Source organism: Mediterraneibacter hominis (assembly GCF_014287475.1).
In the GTDB taxonomy this organism is placed as follows: Bacteria; Bacillota; Clostridia; order Lachnospirales; family Lachnospiraceae; genus Mediterraneibacter; species Mediterraneibacter hominis.
The window spans coordinates 422,526-440,841 of the sequence record NZ_JACOPF010000002.1 but is presented as its reverse complement, the minus strand read 5'-3'; the positions used below and the strand labels follow the sequence as shown (position 1 = coordinate 440,841).

Genomic DNA, 18,316 nt, shown 5'->3' with positions numbered 1-18,316 from the left:
AGCAGGCTTTGACAAAAAAGACTGCTTCCGGTTCCACTATTTTGACAGCTATTTCTTTTTCAGTTCTGCCACGGCTTTTTCGATACGTCCACACGCTTCCTGGAGTTCCTCATAGCTGCACGCATAGGAGATGCGCAGATACCCTTCTCCTTCCGTACCGAAGGCAGAACCCGGCACCAATGCTACTTTTGCATGTTCCAGCAGGTATTCTGCCATTTCCATAGAAGTCATCCCAAGCTGTTTAATATTTACAAAGATGTAAAACGCTCCCTGGGGATTGTTACAACTGATGCCCTCTATCTCATTGAGAGCTTTTACCATATAGTCTTTCCTTCTCTGGTACTCCTGTCTCATGCTTTCTACATCATCCGCACAATCGCGCAGCGCGGTAATTGCGGCCTCCTGCACAAAAGACGAAGCGCAGGTGATAGTATACTGATGGACTCTGACGCACGCCTGGATAATTTCCTTTGGCGCGCACATATATCCCAGCCGCCATCCCGTCATGGAATATGCTTTAGAAAATCCGCCGAGCGTAATGGTTCTCTCCTTCATTCCGGGAAGTGAAGCAATACTCACATGCTTCGTTCCGTCATATACAAGCTGGCTGTATATCTCGTCTGCGACAACGAGAAGGTCGTGCTCTATGGCAATCCTGCTTAATCTTTCCAGTGTTTCAAAGGAGAATACCCCGCCTGTCGGATTACTCGGATTAACAACTACAATCATTTTCGTCCTGTCGCTTAGCTTGCTTTCTAATTCATCAAAATCTATCTGATAATCATTTTCTTCTTTCAGGCTGTACGTTATAGGTGTCGCTCCCAGCGAAGACGGCACATGGATATAATTCAGCCATACCGGATTCGGGACCAATACTTCATCTCCCTCCTGGAGAAACGCTGCCATAGACGCGTACGTCGCTTCCCCCACTCCTACTGTCACAAGCACTTCCTCTGCCTCATATTTCACACCATGGTGTTCTGTCTCCCACCGCGCTATTTCCTCTCTAAACGCCGGTATCCCATAATTTGAGGTATAAAATACATGTCCGGCTTTTAGACTTTTAAATGCTGCCTCCTTAATTTTTTCCGGCGTATCAAAATCCGGCCGGCCAATTTCCAGATGAATTACCTTTTCACCGGCCTGCTGCATCTTTGTAGCCTTTTCCATTACTGCTCGTATCCCTGAAAATGGAAGACTTTCCATTCTCTTTGCTGTTCTATATTCCATACCAATTCCTCCCATAAATATAATTTAAGCGGCAGTCTGCCATCCAGACAATGAACCGCACTGCTTATCCATTATAAATATCTTTATCAAGCTCTTTTTCTTTTGCATTGACAATCACATTGACCGTTGCGTCACCGATTACATTCAGCGGCAGAAGCGCCATCTCAACAGGCCGGTTGATCGCGACAACCAGCGCATATGCGATCATACACGCGTCGCTCGTCCATCCCATACCGGAAAGAATCGTCACAATCAAGGTGGTGCCGGCAATCGGAATCGCCGGACATCCCATCGCCGCACAGATTGACAAGAAAGCCACTACAGCCAGGTTCGCCGGTTTTACATCAATACCTGCACTTGTCGCAATAAATGTAGCCGCGAACATATGCATAACCGTTGTGCCATTCATATTTATCGTCATACCGGTAGGCAGGACAAAACTCGTAATTTCTTTGCTGCAGCCCAGCTCATCAACACAGGTTCTTGTATTTAGGGGCAGGCAGGCGGCAGACGAATTTGTAGAAAATCCAAATACGCCTACTTTGGCAATTTTTTTGACAAATTGTATCGGATTCATCCTCGTTGTAATCCAAATACCGATCGGATAGATGGTAACAACCAACACAAATAATGTCAGCATAGCAGAAATGATATAAGCCGCCGCTGGAGCCAGATATTCTGTGCCATAAATAGCAAATGTCCTGGATATCAGGCAAAAAATCGCGACAGGGCCCACTTTATTGATCAGAAATGTGAGATAATACTGAATAATTTCATTTCCGCTTTCCAGTACCTTCTTAAATGGATCTGTCTTTTCCCCCAATGCGTTCATACATAGTCCAATGATAATCGCAACGACAACAACTGCTAAAATACTGTTATTGCTGCTGAAAGCGGCAGTTATATTGGAAGGCACTGCGCTTACGATTGTCGCCAACGGGTTAAACGCATCCAAAGTAGCCGCGTCCGTTACCGCCTCACTTGGAAGCGTGACGTCAAACATTCCCATTGATTTTACCCCATAGGCAACCAGTCCAGCCAGGGCTGCGCCTACTACATAGAACAGGAAAAATCCTAAAAGCGTGCGTCCTGCTATCCTCCCCAACTTTGATGAACTGGATATGCTGCACATAGCAAGGCTTAAAGACACGAGCACCAGAGGTACAATAGCAAGCTGCAGCCCCTGCATGAATATCTGTCCTATGATATAAAATAAACCAATTCCCGTAACACCGTCCGCCGCTGTAATATCCTGGAACAAAAGCTTATTGATGACAGACCATACCTGCGCATTTCCAGAGCTTATTAACTGTTCCCTCAACAAAAGGAACGCAGCTCCGACAAGAAGCCCCGCAACAAGGGCAATCATCATTTTCTTCACAACCGTCATCTTCTTTTTGTTTATCTCTTTACCCATTTTCTTTTCCTTTTTTACTTTAAAAAATTCTGTCACTCTGCACCTGAGAACAGAGCTTACAGCACCACAACGCATCAGACCTAAAAAAAATTATACGTGTTTTATTTCAATTCCTTCTTCTGTAAATTTCTCTCTGATTTTCCTGACAAAAGCTAATGCTTTCGGCCCGTCCCCATGTACACAAAGCGTGTCGCCCTTGATATCTGCTTCTTTTCCATTAATAGTGGTGACCTTTCCCTCCTTAATCATTTTCACACACCTTTGTATTGCAATTTCTTCATCTGTGATCACAGAGCCTTCCATGTTTCTCGGAACCAGAGACAGATCGTCCATATACGCTCTATCCGCAAAAATTTCAGAAGCAGTTCGCAGCCCCATATTCTCCGCAATCTCTCCAAGGACTGCCCCTGCGCAGTAATACACGATCAAGTCTCTGTCATACTCATAAATCGCCTCACAGATTGCCGACGATATATCTTCATCGTACTGACAAGCATTTCCCATTGCCCCATGAGGCGCTACATGATGCAGCTTCATTTCACAGCTCTGCGCAAATGCCGCCAGTGCACCAATCTGATATTTAACGTAGTTCTTCACTTCATCATGGGAAAGCACCATTTTTCTTCTGCCAAAGCCGAGTAAATCCGGATACCCCGGATGCGCGCCTACCTTTACATTTCTCTCTTTCGCCATACGGACAACCTTATCCATCACCATTGGATCTCCCGCATGCCATCCACATGCTACGTTTGCGGCAGTAACATATTTGATAATTTCTTCATCACTGCCGAGTTTATACGCCCCGAAGCTTTCTCCCATGTCACTGTTTAAGTCAATACTGTACATAACAAACCTCCTTCTCTCCATCTTATTTTTCTTCTCGGTTATCGTCTATACACATAAAAACAGCCTGAGAATTTTTTATGTTTAAAGTATAGCATTGGAAGAATCAAGAATAAAATAAATTATTCCTCTGTAAAATATTAATATTTTCTATATTTATGGTAGTCTCTTTTCCACGCAACCTCCTACAAAAAAGGAACCTTCTACAAATTAAAATGTAAAAGGTTCCTCAGACTGTCAAAGAATCCCTATTAAGCTACGGCAAAATAGATTCTTTTTCTGTATCATACTTTTTTATATTTTCTCATTGGAGAGCAGTTATTTTTCCACCTCAACATTGCCAGTTTTTTCAGATTCATCGCAGCATATTTAAGCCGTACCCACATACTTACACGTTTTATTCCCGATAACCCTCCTTGTTCGTTGATTTCCATTAACTGCTTTTCATATGTCATGGCAGCTGCAGGAATTGCTTTATTTCATTTTTTTATTGATATTGGCTTTGATGTGCATACTGTCCAAGAAAACCACTTCCGATGAAAGATATCGGCTTTTGGGGACTTCATAAAGAATCCATGTGAAAATCTTTTCTATGGTATCTTCTGTAAAACGATGCCAAATCAATACCATCTTAAACAGAACAACTCCTCATAGACAATGTACAAGTTTTTCATCATATCTTTCTCTTCTCGCAATTCTTGTACCTGCATATCCCACTGCGATAACGGCAAATGGTACAAGCTTTTCTCCACACTTTAGATAGTCCGATAGTTTTCTTACCCTTTCCCTATCCGGATATATTCCCATCCATACTCCGTCTATACCTTCCTCTTTCGCCGCCAGTAAAATAGTTTGTGAGCATGCAGCTAAGTCTTGTATCCACCACATATTTCCCTGTTTATCCTTCTTCATAACTTCTGTATTCATGCAAGGAATGATCAATGCCCCCGCCTCAGCTGCCGGCCCTGCATATGGACTCATCATGGAAATTCGTTTTTTATCCTCTTTTTTACTGACTACAAAAAATTCCCATTCTCTGTTATTTCCTGCACTGGGAGCAGTCATAGCATGTCGAAGAATCGCTTTTATCTTCTCTTTGGTTACGACTCTTTTCAAAAACTTCCGAACGGAATTTCTTTTTTCTATAATTGAGTTTTCAAATTCTTCTTTTAATTTTCTGTTTATGTCATTATTCTCAATCGAAATACTATATACCGCAGTTTCTTCTTGACCCGGCTCTAAAATATGTATTCCTCTTTTTTTAAATGGATCATTCCCTTCTGAAGGCAAACCCGCCATCCCATTACAAGGTTCCAGGCACAAATACGGCGCTGCTGGTATAGACCACAAGGAAAAATGGCTAAAATCTGGAAAATCAAGTATCACCTTTATATCATGCAAAGCACTTTTTATATATACTCTTTCTGAAGATAGACCTTCAAAATTCCACGCTCCGTTTTCAAACATATCGGATTGCAGCTTGATACTCTTTTCTCTTTCAAGACAGGGTATCGGATTTCCGATCATTCTTCCGTCAATAAGAGGATACCTGCATGCCGTTTCTTCTTTCTCGAATTCCACATAATAGTCCTCGTATGCTTCCTTCTCATGCAAAGGGATTCGAAACCCTATATGTTCTCCAATCGAATATGGCATTCTTTTATCAGATGTATTGCTTATATACTGCTCTACATGCACAATATTTTTGTCCAGACTATATATAATTTTTAAAGAAAAAGAAAATGGATAATAGTGTCGGGTTTCCTCATTGGAACATAAAATACAAATTAACTGATTTTCCCTAGATATAACAGCAAATTTTTGATGTCTTGCAAAACCGTGTAAAGGCATCTGATAGATTTTCCCCTCATATTCATACTGATTATCCTTCCAGTCTCCGACAGCCGGAAATAGCAATGGGGAATGTTCATTCCAATATTGTGAGTCCCCCTGCCATATGAATTCCGTATCTGTCGGAATATCCTGTAAAGAAATCACTTCCGCTCCCAATTCTGAAACTGTCAGCGATACATATTCATTGCGAATATTATATGTTTTCATCCGCCATTCCTTTCAAGATAGTCCAAGATCTTTTTGCCCTGTTCTCTCTGTCTCTCCGTAATAGGCATGCTGGGTGTCTTCAGTTCTCCACACGGTACTCCCATGACCTGCAATGTTGCCTTAATTGTCGGAAAAAGTCCTGTTTCATTTAACATATCTTCCACATCATTAATATTTCTCTGATATTTTAATGCCGTTTCATATTCTTTGCAGCATGCTGCCTCATATAATTTTTTGGCAAATACGCCTGTCAAATTAAATGTGCCTCCTATCGCTCCATTTGTTCCCATGAGCAATGCCTGTAATAAGATATCATCAAATCCTGTAAAAAGTGTAGCCTCTGGTTTTTTCACACGTATTCTGTCCAGCAGGTAATAGTCGTTATGTGTAAACTTCATGCCTATAATATTCGGATGTTCCAAAAGTGTTTCTAGCATATTTTCTGTCAAATTCACTCCTGAAAAAGAGGGAATTACATAAATCATCAAAGGCAGTTTACTATGATCCGCTATGTCATAATAATACTGTTTGATTTCTTCTTCACTATATTTATGAAAGATTGGTGCTATAAGTGTAGCCGTTGCATATCCATTTGCAGCTGCAGCAGATTCCAGTTCCAGCACTTCTTCCCGTGATATTGCTGAAATATTAGCAGCCATATCGACTTTTCCATTTATTTCTGCCGCCGCAACTTCCAGCAATCTCTTCATAGATTCTGTAGACATCTTATATCTTTCTCCCATTGTTCCGCCGACTAATATCCCATCTGCTTTACAATGATCTATACTGTGCCGTATGACACTTCTCGTCCCTTTCTCATCAATCTTCCCATTATCTTGAAATGCTGTTACAATCGCTGTATATATTCCTTGCATAACATCCTCCTATAAAACTCCTTTTAATATATAATTCTTTTCCTGTGTCAATTCTTCTAATGTCCGAGAAATACCTTCTCTTCCGATTCCACTTTTCTTATATCCGCCAAATGCCAAATCCGGAACACGGTATGCACTGCCTCCGTTAATAACATTCCCTGCTGTCTGTAATCTGGAAGATACAGAAATGGCTCTTCCTATATTTGCGCTAAATACAGCTCCAGAAAGGCCATAGCAAGACTGATTTGCAACTCGGATTGCTTCTTCCTCGGACTGGATTGTTATAATTGGAAAAACCGGTCCAAAAATTTCCATATCTTTTGCCACGTCCATTTCTGCAGTCACATCTGTCAGTACAGTCGGCTGGAAGAAGGCTTTATCATACCGCTTGCCCCCTAAAGCACATCGCGCTCCCTGTCCAATACAAGTATTTACTTGTTCTTCTACTTGAATCGCTGCCTTTTCGCTGATCAGACAGCCAACCGTATATGCAGAATCCATAGGATCTCCCATTTTAACCTTCGACAGCTTATCTATTAATTTACGAGTAAATTCTTCTTCTACCTTCTCGTGTACTAAAAATCGCTTGCTGGCACAACAAATCTGCCCGGCATTTCCTAATCTGCTTCCTATTGCTTCATCTACAGCCAGATCAACGTCTGCATCTTCCAGTACAATGAAAGCATCATTTCCGCCCAATTCCAAAAATACTCTAGTTAAATTAGCTGCAGCCTTCTTATAAATTTCAGTTCCTACTTCTGTACTTCCTGTCATAGAGATTGCATCCAGGCCTGGATTTCCGCATAGATAGTCACCCACTTTAGATCCCCGGCCCGTGACTACCTGTACTGCACGCTTTGGCACACCGGCTTCATACAGCAGTTCGACCATCATAGTAATTGCCAATGGATTATTTGTCGGCGGTTTTACTATCACAGAATTTCCTGCTACCAAAGCAGGCATTACTTTATGGGAAAAGAGATCTACCGGATAATTAAACGGAAGTATAATGGCCATAACTCCCAGCGGTTCTCTCCTGGTGAAAATAATGTCCTTTTCTTCGTTTCCTAGCGTGCTGCCGCCTGGCATACAATTCCCATATAGGTGTGCCGCCATCTCGCAATACCCTCTTGTTACCTTCGTACACACATCAAACTCCGCTTCTGCTTCTGCTAATGTTTTTCCTGTTTCCAGCGTCAAAATTTTTGCAATGTCCTTTTTCTTCTCTTCATATAGATGAATATATTTATACACGATTTCGTTTCTTTTCGCCTGAGAATAAGCGCCCCACTCCAACAGACCTTCTCTGGCCGCCGTCACAGCTTCATCAATCAATGCCTCCGGTATTTCCGGAACCGTATCTACTACTTGTCCATTTACCGGATTCGTGATTTCCATTTGTTTCAAATCTTCTCCTGTCTTTTTCCCATTAATATATACCAACATGCTCTTTTTCCCTCCTACTATCTTATTAATCGCATTTTTTCAATTTTAATAATGAATAAGGTATATCCTGACTTAAAGTCATAATATATAAGTTTCCTTTTGAATCTCCGCAAAAGCCATGTGTCATTAAAGAGGACATATAGAACCCGATCTGTGCGGCAATTTCCATATTATAATCAAAAATTGTCACGCCTCCTCGTTCCCCTACATAGATATATTTGTCATCTGCCCATATCTCTGACGGCTGATAAAGACCTTCTGAGCAATACATCAAAAGTTCTCCCTCATCTGTAAATACTTGAATGCTGTTTCCTTCTCTGTCCGCCACCCATATCCTATCCTTCTTATCAACCCACAGACTATGCATGACAAAGAATTTTCCCGGTCCGATTCCCGGTGCCCCCCATGTATGCTGCAGCGTTCCATCCTGTGAAAATTTATGTAAAGCACAGTTTGCATAACCATCACTTACGAAAATGTCGCCTTTTGATGTTTCCACGGCACATGTCGGGCGATTAAACGGTTCTGCTGCTCGTTTAATCGTCTTGATGCTCTCAATAAAACTCCAATCTTTCTGAAAGGGAAGATTCATCGGTATGATATTTCCTTCCCGATGCATATCTCTCCAAATATTTCCCTGGTATCCACTGTCACTTGGAACACCATAATTTCCAAAATCGCGTATTACCTCACCGTCAAGGGACAGTTCACGGATCACATGAGCATTTGCATCTGCACACAACAATGTATTATGTTTTGTTATAAATATAGAATGAATAAACTGAAATAATCCTTCTCCAAAATCTCGAACATATTTCCCATTCTGGTCCATCACTACAATTGGATGTTTATAATCACGGGTAACTAAATAAAGAAAATCTTCTTTATCACAACATCCTGTACAAAGCGGCGCATATTTCAGAAAATCCGGAAGTTCCAACGTCTCTTTTTGTAGTTCATATCGGAATTCTCCGTCCTGCAAAATCACTTTTGCCTGTGTATCTCTTTCTTTACTTCCACATACGATTTTCATCATTCGCCTACCACCTCCGTTTAAAATTACACCACACTTTAAATTCTTCATCATCTTTCGGACGGTTTTCAGGAATTCCCGGCAGAGAAGCCGCTCCATCAATCACAAGGTTCGCCCCTGTAATATAAGAAGCCTGATCACTGGCTATAAAAGATACTGCATTTGCTATATCTTCCGGTGTCCCCATTCTCTCTAAAGGCAGCTGTTTCCAAAGATTATCCAAGTCTTCTATCTCCTGTTCACAAACCCCTTCTTCTCTCATTTCTTCACTCGTTCTCACCCTAATCGGGCCTGGTGAAATACAATTTGCCCGGATTCCGTAAGGAGCCAGATCTAAAGCAAACGTCTGTATAGAACGTATCAGACCAGCCTTCAATCCGCCGTATAACTCATCATATGGATATGCCCTTATTCCGCGGCAAGAAGAAATAAATATAATATTTCCTTTAATCTTATTCTCACCCATGATCCTGCCCGCTTCCCGAGCTGCCATCAGATAAGAGCGAAAATCTAAATTGATCAAAAAATCAATCGTCTTCTCATCCATCTCATAGATACTATTGACCAGAGACTGTCCGGCATTGCATACCAGTAAGTCAAGCCCTTCAAGTTCATAATATGCTTTCTGCACAAATTTCTCTGCCTCACCTTTCTCATTTAGAGCTGCCTGATGAGCGAAACATTTTACCTGATATTGCTCTTTGATTTCTTTTACCAGCGCTTCTGCCTGCACCTTTCCACGTTCCGAACTATAGGTAAAAGAAATATCGTATCCATCCTTTGCCAGTCTTCTTACGATTCCTCTTCCAATTCCTCTGCTGCCACCTGTAATTGCTGCTTTTTTATTCATATTGTCTTTCCTTTCTTACTTACATACTACACATGTTATTTCCGGAATCTGAACGGAACACCTTTTTTTTAATTCTCCTGTTATTTGATCCAATGTAAACACAACTAAAACATCTGAGTACTGGTTTGCAGCCAATACATATTTTCCATTCTTTGTTATTGTAAACATTCTGGGATGGCTCCCTCCAGATCCGACTGTCTGTCTATAGTCTAATTTTCCTCCCTCTTTTATAGAAAAGATGGAAATATAGCCTTCCTTTTCTGCATTTTCTCCCCATGACCTTGTCGATGCCAATAGCCATTTCCCGTCCCAGGTCACTTCCACTTCGCCTGCGATAAATTCCCCTGGTATCTCTGAAGGCAAAATAGAAATTTTCTGTATTTCTTTCCATCTTTCACCTTCTAATACAAATGTATAAATTACGTTTTGTAATTCACATATAACATATAACACTTTTCTATTTGGATGCACTGCCGCATGTCTGGGACCGTCTCCTGCCCTCACCGGTACTATTTGCTTAAATTTCAAATCTCGGCCACTAATATCATAAATGTATATTTGGTCTGTTCCCAAATCAGGCACTGCTAACTTATTTTGATATATGATATGTACTCCATGAGGATGTGCACTTTTTTGACGCTGTGTTATACCTTTCCCCTGATGATAAATTCTTTTCACCTCCTTTGACATCCGCTCTTCTTCTATCCATACCATACCGATATCTCCGCTCTCATAATTGGCATAAAAAATTCTTTTCCCTTCTTCATCTATATTGATATGGCAAGGGCCCTTTCCCCCCACTTCCAGACTATCTAAAAGGAGCAGTTCATGAGATTCGAGTATTTTATATAGTGTGATCCACGTATGTTCCTCATCTTCATTTAATGCACACAGCAGGTTTTTCTCCCAATTTACCGCAATAAAGTTAGGATTTTTGCAATTTTTTTCTACTCCCCTTATGAAAATCTTTTCCGCTTCATCATCAAATTCACAAATATAGATTCCTTTTGATGTCTGGGTATAACCTCCTGTAAATATTGTTTGCTGCATTTTTCTTCCTCATCACATTTTATTTTTTATGGAGTCAATATACATCATAAGAAAAATAATCAATGCTTTCGCCACTTGAAACAGATAGATATCCGCCCCTACCATTGTCAAACCATTTTCAATCATTGTCAGAATCAGTACGCCTACAAAAGCCTTAGGAAAGACATTTCCTTCTCCGCCTGCCAGAGAAACTCCTCCCAGGACAACAGCCGATACAGCTGTAAATTCATATCCATCTCCTAACTCTCTTGTAATACTTCCCAAATTTATTGAGATCAGTAATCCTCCAAGACCTGCAAATAAACCGGAGATTACAAAAGCCGCCAGCTTATAATTTTTTACACTGATTCCTAATTTTTCTGCCGCGGCAGGATTAGAACCAACTGCAACCAGTTTTCTTCCAAATGCGGTATATTTTAAAACAATCTGCATCAGCAGCATAATGCCCAAAATAAATATAATAAAACTCGAGAGACCAAACATCTTTATATTACGGAACTTTAGAACTTCATCCGGCATATTGATCGCCACTGTATTCGTCAGTTTTACAACAACACCTACCAAAACTAATTTCATAGATAATGTTACCAGCCAGGCATTTAATTTTACTCTGGTTACCAGCACGCCATTTATAAGCCCTACAGCAGCTCCCAAAAGGGGCATTAACAGCATACACAGATAGGGGTTCCAACCGTAATTTACCATTAAAAGTGCACTGACTGATGCTGCAAACCTGCAGTTTGCTCCTACAGACAAATCCAGCTCTCCGACAATCAACGCAAATGTAAGTCCAATTCCAATGGATAACATCAATGTCGAGTTTCTTAAAATAGTAATTCCATTCGTAGCAGTCAAAAAATGTTCGGACAGGACGGAAAACGTAATAATCATCAGAAGTCCAAATATATACACTGCATTATTGAGAGCTGCTAATTTTATATTTTTAATTTTCATGGTTTTACTCATTTTCCGCCCTCCTTTTCTATTCCAAGACAAAGATCCATTAAATTTTGCTTATTTATGTCTTTCTTTTTTACTTCTGCTGTTATTTCTCCATTCCTTACGATCAGCACCCTGTCACATAAATTCAAATTTTCTTCTATTTCTGAAGAGACCATCACGACTGTGCAACCCCGTTGTGCCAGTTCCAGGATTTTTTTATGAATAAAAGATTTCGCATTAACATCAACTCCTCTTGTGGGTTCATCGATAAAAAAAATATCCGGATTTTTACCGATACATCTCGCCATCACAACTTTCTGCTGGTTCCCTCCGCTTAAAGTTCCGACAGATACATTTTCGTCCGGCGTTTTAATTTCCATTTCCCGAATCATTTCTTTTGCATATATATGTTCCTTCTTCTCATTCATTTGTATATTTGAAAATTTACGCAGATTTGCCATCGTAATATTCTTCCAAATAGGCATCGGCATAAACAAACCATCATGATGCCTGTCTTCTGTTACATAGGCACATTCTTCCAATAACCTATGTCCGCTAATCTTCACCATGTCTCCATTTGGATGTCTTCTATATACATTTCCACCGTCTGCTTTATCCAGTCCTAAAATGCTCCTTATAATTTCTGTTCTTCCAGAACCCAACAGCCCCCATAATCCTAAAATTTCTCCCTTTTTTGCTGTGAAATTCACATTTTTTACCATGGGATAACAACTCAGATTCTCTACTTTTAAAACATCTTCTCTGTTCGACTCTTCCGTCCGGTTGATAATCGTTTCTACCTCTCGTCCAGCAATTCCTGTAATCAAATCTCTTGTACTTACTTCACTCATCCGGAAATCTCCTACCACTTTTCCATCTCTCATTACTGTTGCTCTGTCACATACACGGATGATTTCATCTAAAAAGTGGGTAATATACATAACGATTTTCTTCTGTTCTTTTAATTGTCCAATAATACGGAACAAATTTTCTTTTTCCTCAATCGATAGCGATGACGTTGGTTCGTCAAATAAAACGATCTCTGCATTCCTGGCCAAAGCCCTCGCAATTTCAATCATCTGTTTTTGTCCTACCGTAATATTTTTAACTAATTCTTTTGGATTTACGTCTGCCCCGATCATTTCCAGATATTTTGCCGCATCTTTAAACATTTTCTTATATTGCAGACATCCTGCCTTTTCATATTTCTGCATATTGTATATAAAAATATTTTCTGCAACTGTAATATCCTTGAATACGACTGCTTCCTGATGGATCAACGCGATCTTATTTTTTTCAGAATCTTTTTGGTTTCTAATTTCCGCCTTTACGCCATTTATATAATACTCTCCTGCATCTATGCAGATTTCTCCAGCTAAAGCATTCATAAATGTAGATTTACCGGCTCCGTTAATCCCAATAACTCCTAATACTTCACCTTTGTCTGCCGCTATGCTTACATCATTCAAAGCATGAACTCCGGGGAAATATTTATGTAATCCTTTTGCCTCAAAATACTTTTGTTCTTGCATATTTTATATCTCCCTCCTTGCTTTTGAACGGATAGTATCAAAATACGTAATAAAAATAAACACGAAACCTTTTATTATTTGGATCGTATAATAATCAATTCCATATAATACAAGGAGATTCGATAAGCCATTAATTGTAAATGCTCCTACAAAAGCTCCGAGAGCAGTTCCCACTCCTCCTTTAATACTCGCTCCACCAATAATCGCTGCGGCAATAACATCCAAAGACGTTGAATCCGATGCCAGTGACAGAGAGGAAGATGACAGTCTGGCAGTTAAAGCGATTGCTGCAATTCCTGACAAAATACCTGAAATAAGATATACCTGGATTTTTACTCTGCTGGTTGGAATCCCACATGATTCTGCACTCTTTTCGTTTGTTCCTATCGCATAGATACAGCGCCCAAACCCTGTTTTAGTCAATAAAAACTGTAGGATAATCAAGCAGATGATCATGGCAACTATATTTGCGTGAAATGGACCGTAATAACTGCCAAATAATTTTGTAAATTGCTGTGGTATAGGTATACTGCTTGAATTGGTCACTTTCAATGAAAGTCCGTTTGCAATCAGCATTGTAATCATTGTCGCTACAAACGCATTAATTTTTAATTTAGCTACTGATACCCCATTAAACAGCCCTGCCGTAATGGCTACTGCAAATATACAGCAAATCCCCAGTGCTATACTTCCTGTATTTTTCATTACCAGAGCGCCTATGCACCCCGAAAGCATCATTACAGAAGGAATAGACAAGTCGATTCCTCCACTTACCATAACGTAGATTTGCCCAGCTGCCATAATTGCCACTGCGCTGCACTGTATCAAGATACTGGATATATTTCTTGCATTAAAAAAATTAGGACGAGTAAACAGGATAATAAGTAGGAAAGCTATAACAACCAGCAGGCTTATAAAAACAAATTTTTTGTCTTTTCTGTTTATAAAGGTGTTTTTTTTGTCAACACAATATTGCCGTATACTCATAGAAACCTCCTTTTAATTTCGGCAGGCATATGCCTGCCATCAAACACCTACTTTTCTGTTTTTTCTACATAATCATATACCCAAAAATAATTTTCACTTAACAAGGACTCTATATTTTCCTGTGTAATCGCTTCTGATTTTACGAAATAATCACCTGGTTCTTCGTCCAGCGCAAGCTTTACTGCATTTTCTACCGCATTTTCTGATACAGCCTTCAAATCTTCATAGCCCGTCGCATCCAAGTATCCGCTCTGAATCATTTCCAAACCTATCTCACAGCCACCGGCAGCCGCCAAATAGATATGACCTTCTTCCCCTGACTTGAGCCATTGTCCCTGGCCTTCCAGTACGCTCTGTACCCCTAACATCAGATCTTCATTCGGCGTAAAAATCAAATTTGCTTTTTCATTCGCCTGCAATGTAGGAGCCAATTTATTCATAACCGTTTCCACAGACCAATTACTTTCAATATCCGCTACGATTTTTGCCCCGTTATCTTTAACCGCTGCTTCACAACCTTCCCCATAACGCATCGCATTTTGATCTTTCAAGTCACCCTGTACACGGATCACTTGGATGTCTTCAGCTGCAATTCCATCTTCTGCCATTTTTTTGATCGCAGCATCTACAGATACATAGGCTGTATCATAGGTATCCGGACCGACTGTAGAATCTGCTTCTGGTCCTCCAGGTGTCAGTCTGCGGCAAAATGACATAAATTTTTTCCCTGCGTCATGTGTTTCTGTGATGGAAGACCAGATAGCTGTTGTATCAATCGCTCCCGATATAACGACATCAACATCCTGATTTAGTAAATCCCGGATCTGTGTCTCTTGAGCTGCCGCATCGTCTCCGGCAGTTGTTTCTATTAATTTGATTTGCATATCCTTCTGTTCATTCCAGTCTTCCACATACCACCTTAAATAATCTGCCATAGCTGACCACGCCTGTGTTCCTAAAGATGGCCATGCAATTCCAATTGTTACTTCACTTTTTTTGCCGCCAGCATCTTTTTCTTCCGGCTGGGAGCATCCAGTAAGACCTACCCCTGTTAACAGTGCCATTGTCAATACAATCGACAAAATCTTTTTCATTCTTTTTTTCACCTGCATACCTTTTCTCCTTTTTATTTTTCTTATTTATTTCCTTATTTAAACAAATAGTAAAATTGCTCCGGATCGATTTTACTATTTGAGTAAACTCTACTTTCCTATTATTTACAACAATTCTCTATAATAAATTCAGCCAGGCATTCTAACTGTATCGCCATGGTTACTGCTCCGGGATCCAGATGTCCTACTGATTTATCTTCCCGATAGCTCGCTCTGCCTCTGACTGCTTCCATATTTTTAGTATTTTCTGCTCCTTCTTGTGCTCCTCTTTTCAATTCCCCCAGACAGGTTTTGCAGTCTTTTCCGGCCTCAATTGCCTGCCCATATCTTTTAGAAGCGGGATATATTGCATCCAACATTGTCTTAAAACCCGGCTTTGTATTCCCCCTATGTGCAATTGCCGACGCCCATCCCTCCAATATGTCTCCCAATAGTTCTGGCGTTATCACATCCTTACCTTCCAACAATTTGGATGTTTTTAGATAAGCACTTCCGTAGAGTACACCGGACGATCCTCCCATCGCAGACATCATAGTCATGCCTATATTGCGATAAAACTCTGCGTAACTGCATGCAGTCCATTCCTCCAATTTTTCTGTTAATTTCTGAAAACCTGTATCCAAATTCAACCAATGATCCCCGTCTCCTGTTTCCGCATCGAGTTCTGTAATATACTCTTCTTTTTCATGAATCCGAACCGCCACCTCATATAAATACTTCATGTAATCTTCTTTTCTTAGTTCAAACATTTTATCTCTCCTCTGCTATTGAATACGTAATGCCGGTGTCATACAAGGTTTGTCCAGCAATCGCTTGAACTCTTCATCTAATTCCATGAGTGAGACTGAACATCCTGCCATTTCCAGGGATGTCATATAATTGCCTACCATGACCCTATATGCGGCTATCTCTTCTCTTGCAAAAACTTTTTTCAGACTTGCCGTCAACACATATAATTCCATCTGCGGGGTACCGCCTAATCCATTTATAAGTACTGCCACCTCTTGTTTTCTGTAATCTAAATCCTCTAAAATTCTATCCACCATAGTTTCCGCTAACTCATTCGCTGATTTTAATTCCATCTTTCTAATGCCTGGTTCCCCATGTATCCCCATCCCAAGTTCAATTTCATTTTCACCAATATAAAATCCCGGTTTTTTTAATCCTGGAAGTATGCATGTCCCCAATGATATACCTATGCTGCGTATATGATCGATTGCCTTTTGTGCTGTCACTTTTACTTCTTCCAGTTCTGCTCCTTCTGCGGCCCGCGCCCCTGCAATCTTATGAACAAAAACAGTACCCGCGATTCCTCTGCGCCCTGTAGAATATGTACTGTCCTGTACCGCTACATCATCCTTTACCACCACGCTTTCTACACGAATGTTTTCTTCTTCTGCTAATTCTTTAGCGATGGAAAAATTCATAAGATCACCTGAATAATTTTTTAGGATCACAAGTACCCCTTTTCCTCTATTTGCTGCCTCTATTGCTTTTAATATCTGGTCCGGTGAAGGAGACGCGAATAAATTTCCCACTGCTACGGCATCTAACATACCTTCTCCTATATATCCGGCATGCGCTGGTTCATGTCCGCTTCCCCCAAGCGCTACCAGTCCTACTTTTTCTTTCCTTTCTTTTACTGCCACTGTGCGGTACTCCTTAAACCATTGAAGTTCTTTATGTGCAAATACAAAACCTTCCAGCATTTCGTCTACAATATCCTTTGGATCATTCATTATCTTTTTTACCATCTTTCTTTCCTCCTATTAATGGAAGCGCTTCCATATTTTCTCTTTTTTAATCCAGACCTCTGTCTGGATTAACCTTATTTTATCTATTAATATTTACTATAATTTTAGATTTCATATAGTATTTCCTTGCTGGCAGTTCAGGCTCTTTTATCCTTTCCATCAACATCGTTGCCGCCAGTCGTCCCATCTGCAAGGGATTTCTTTCAATATAGCTATACTTTAATTCTTCAAAAGTGTCCAATTTATCAAAGGAGATACAATGGATGTCTCTTCCTAACTTTAATTTTGCATCATATACCGCTTTAATAAATCCAATTGTTGTAAGATTGTTACTCGTAAATACAATTTCAGGATACTTCCCCTTAGATAACATCTTTCTGGTGATGTTGTATGCCGTTTTTACCGTAAAATCCCCATGATAAACATACTTTTCATTTATATCTATTCCATTTTCTTCTAAAGCCTGTACATATCCTTTATATCTGTCTCTGGCAGTCTTTGTCTGCAAGTCCCCAGTAATAATCCCTATCTCACGGCTGCCATCCTCGATCGCAGCCTTTATTGCGTTGTATGAATTTGCTATATTATCAAAATACACAACATCCCACTCATAAAAATTTAGTCCTGAATCCATAAATACTACAGGTATATATAATGATTCTACTATCTCTTTATACTCTTTTAATCCTCCTTTATCCAAATCATCAATCGCAGGAGTAACTATAATTCCTTTTAATTCCTGCTGTTTCAATGTATAAAGTATTTTTTCCTCTTTTGCAGAATCCTTATCTGAATTACATAAAATCAGTAAAAGCTCCTGCTGCTCCAATATCTCTGATATGCCCTCTACAGCCGCAGCAAAGTAAGGATTATGAGCCTCTGGTACGATAACAGCAACCATATTACTTTCTTTCTTTGCGAAATTTCTCGCTGTTGCTGACGGTACATAATCATAATTTTTTATTACTTCTTCTATCTTAGCCCGTGTTTTTTCACTTACATACCCTCTATTATTCAATACTCTGGATACTGTTGCTATTCCTACTCCAGCTTTAGAGGCAATATCTTCAATTGTCATTTTCGTTTTCACTTATTCACCCCTTTTATGGAATCGCTTCCCGTTTATATTTTTAGATTATCACGTTTATATTTACATTTCAATATACATTTTATCCAATATATAT

Annotated in this window: 16 protein-coding genes; all 16 read right to left on the bottom strand. The window is 40.0% G+C overall.

All coding sequences use genetic code 11. The annotated features are described in order from the left end of the window. Positions 1–48: 48 nt before the first annotated feature. Complete coding sequence (locus tag H8S37_RS11570; protein ID WP_186876222.1) at positions 49–1,230, bottom strand: pyridoxal phosphate-dependent aminotransferase; 1,182 nt, start codon at positions 1,228–1,230, stop codon at positions 49–51. Between the two features lie 64 nt (positions 1,231–1,294). Beyond that, entirely contained in the window at positions 1,295–2,647 is a 1,353-nt protein-coding gene (locus H8S37_RS11565; protein ID WP_186876221.1) for a dicarboxylate/amino acid:cation symporter, read from the bottom strand. A 90-nt stretch (positions 2,648–2,737) separates the two neighbouring features. Further along, a complete protein-coding gene (locus tag H8S37_RS11560) occupies positions 2,738–3,493 on the bottom strand; it encodes a LamB/YcsF family protein (RefSeq protein WP_186876220.1) in 756 nt (251 codons plus the stop codon). A 645-nt stretch (positions 3,494–4,138) separates the two neighbouring features. Continuing rightward, complete coding sequence (locus tag H8S37_RS11555; RefSeq protein ID WP_186876219.1) at positions 4,139–5,551, bottom strand: aldose epimerase family protein; 1,413 nt, start codon at positions 5,549–5,551, stop codon at positions 4,139–4,141. Then, a complete protein-coding gene (locus tag H8S37_RS11550) occupies positions 5,548–6,426 on the bottom strand; it encodes a dihydrodipicolinate synthase family protein (protein WP_186876218.1) in 879 nt (292 codons plus the stop codon). The genes H8S37_RS11555 and H8S37_RS11550 overlap by 4 nt, the downstream gene beginning before the upstream one ends. Before the next feature lie 9 nt (positions 6,427–6,435). Next, the gene (locus H8S37_RS11545) at positions 6,436–7,872 is read right to left on the bottom strand and encodes an aldehyde dehydrogenase family protein (protein ID WP_186876217.1); all 1,437 of its coding nucleotides are present in this window, start codon (positions 7,870–7,872) and stop codon (positions 6,436–6,438) included. 25 nt (positions 7,873–7,897) lie between these two features. Next, positions 7,898–8,908 (bottom strand): 6-bladed beta-propeller, encoded by a 1,011-nt coding sequence (locus H8S37_RS11540; protein ID WP_243207175.1) that lies wholly within the window; start codon positions 8,906–8,908, stop codon positions 7,898–7,900. A gap of 4 nt (positions 8,909–8,912) precedes the next feature. Further along, positions 8,913–9,755 carry an SDR family NAD(P)-dependent oxidoreductase gene (locus H8S37_RS11535; RefSeq protein WP_186876216.1) on the bottom strand — a complete coding sequence of 281 codons (843 nt, stop codon included), beginning with the start codon at positions 9,753–9,755 and terminating at the stop codon, positions 8,913–8,915. Positions 9,756–9,770: 15 nt separating this feature from the next. Continuing rightward, complete coding sequence (locus H8S37_RS11530) at positions 9,771–10,805, bottom strand: lactonase family protein (RefSeq protein WP_186876215.1); 1,035 nt, start codon at positions 10,803–10,805, stop codon at positions 9,771–9,773. A 12-nt stretch (positions 10,806–10,817) separates the two neighbouring features. Beyond that, a complete protein-coding gene (locus H8S37_RS11525) occupies positions 10,818–11,771 on the bottom strand; it encodes an ABC transporter permease (protein WP_186876214.1) in 954 nt (317 codons plus the stop codon). Next, complete coding sequence (locus H8S37_RS11520) at positions 11,768–13,279, bottom strand: sugar ABC transporter ATP-binding protein (RefSeq protein ID WP_186876213.1); 1,512 nt, start codon at positions 13,277–13,279, stop codon at positions 11,768–11,770. Before H8S37_RS11520 ends, H8S37_RS11525 begins: the two co-directional genes overlap by 4 nt. Before the next feature lie 3 nt (positions 13,280–13,282). Then, positions 13,283–14,266, bottom strand: a complete 984-nt coding sequence (locus tag H8S37_RS11515) for an ABC transporter permease (protein WP_186876212.1) — start codon at positions 14,264–14,266, stop codon at positions 13,283–13,285. A gap of 47 nt (positions 14,267–14,313) precedes the next feature. After that, the gene (locus H8S37_RS11510; protein WP_186876211.1) at positions 14,314–15,378 is read right to left on the bottom strand and encodes a sugar ABC transporter substrate-binding protein; all 1,065 of its coding nucleotides are present in this window, start codon (positions 15,376–15,378) and stop codon (positions 14,314–14,316) included. A 101-nt stretch (positions 15,379–15,479) separates the two neighbouring features. Then, complete coding sequence (gene dhaL, locus H8S37_RS11505) at positions 15,480–16,127, bottom strand: dihydroxyacetone kinase subunit DhaL (protein WP_186876210.1); 648 nt, start codon at positions 16,125–16,127, stop codon at positions 15,480–15,482. Between the two features lie 15 nt (positions 16,128–16,142). After that, complete coding sequence (dhaK, locus tag H8S37_RS11500) at positions 16,143–17,132, bottom strand: dihydroxyacetone kinase subunit DhaK (protein WP_186876209.1); 990 nt, start codon at positions 17,130–17,132, stop codon at positions 16,143–16,145. Between the two features lie 79 nt (positions 17,133–17,211). Continuing rightward, positions 17,212–18,222 (bottom strand): LacI family DNA-binding transcriptional regulator, encoded by a 1,011-nt coding sequence (locus H8S37_RS11495; RefSeq protein WP_186876208.1) that lies wholly within the window; start codon positions 18,220–18,222, stop codon positions 17,212–17,214. Positions 18,223–18,316: the final 94 nt, after the last annotated feature.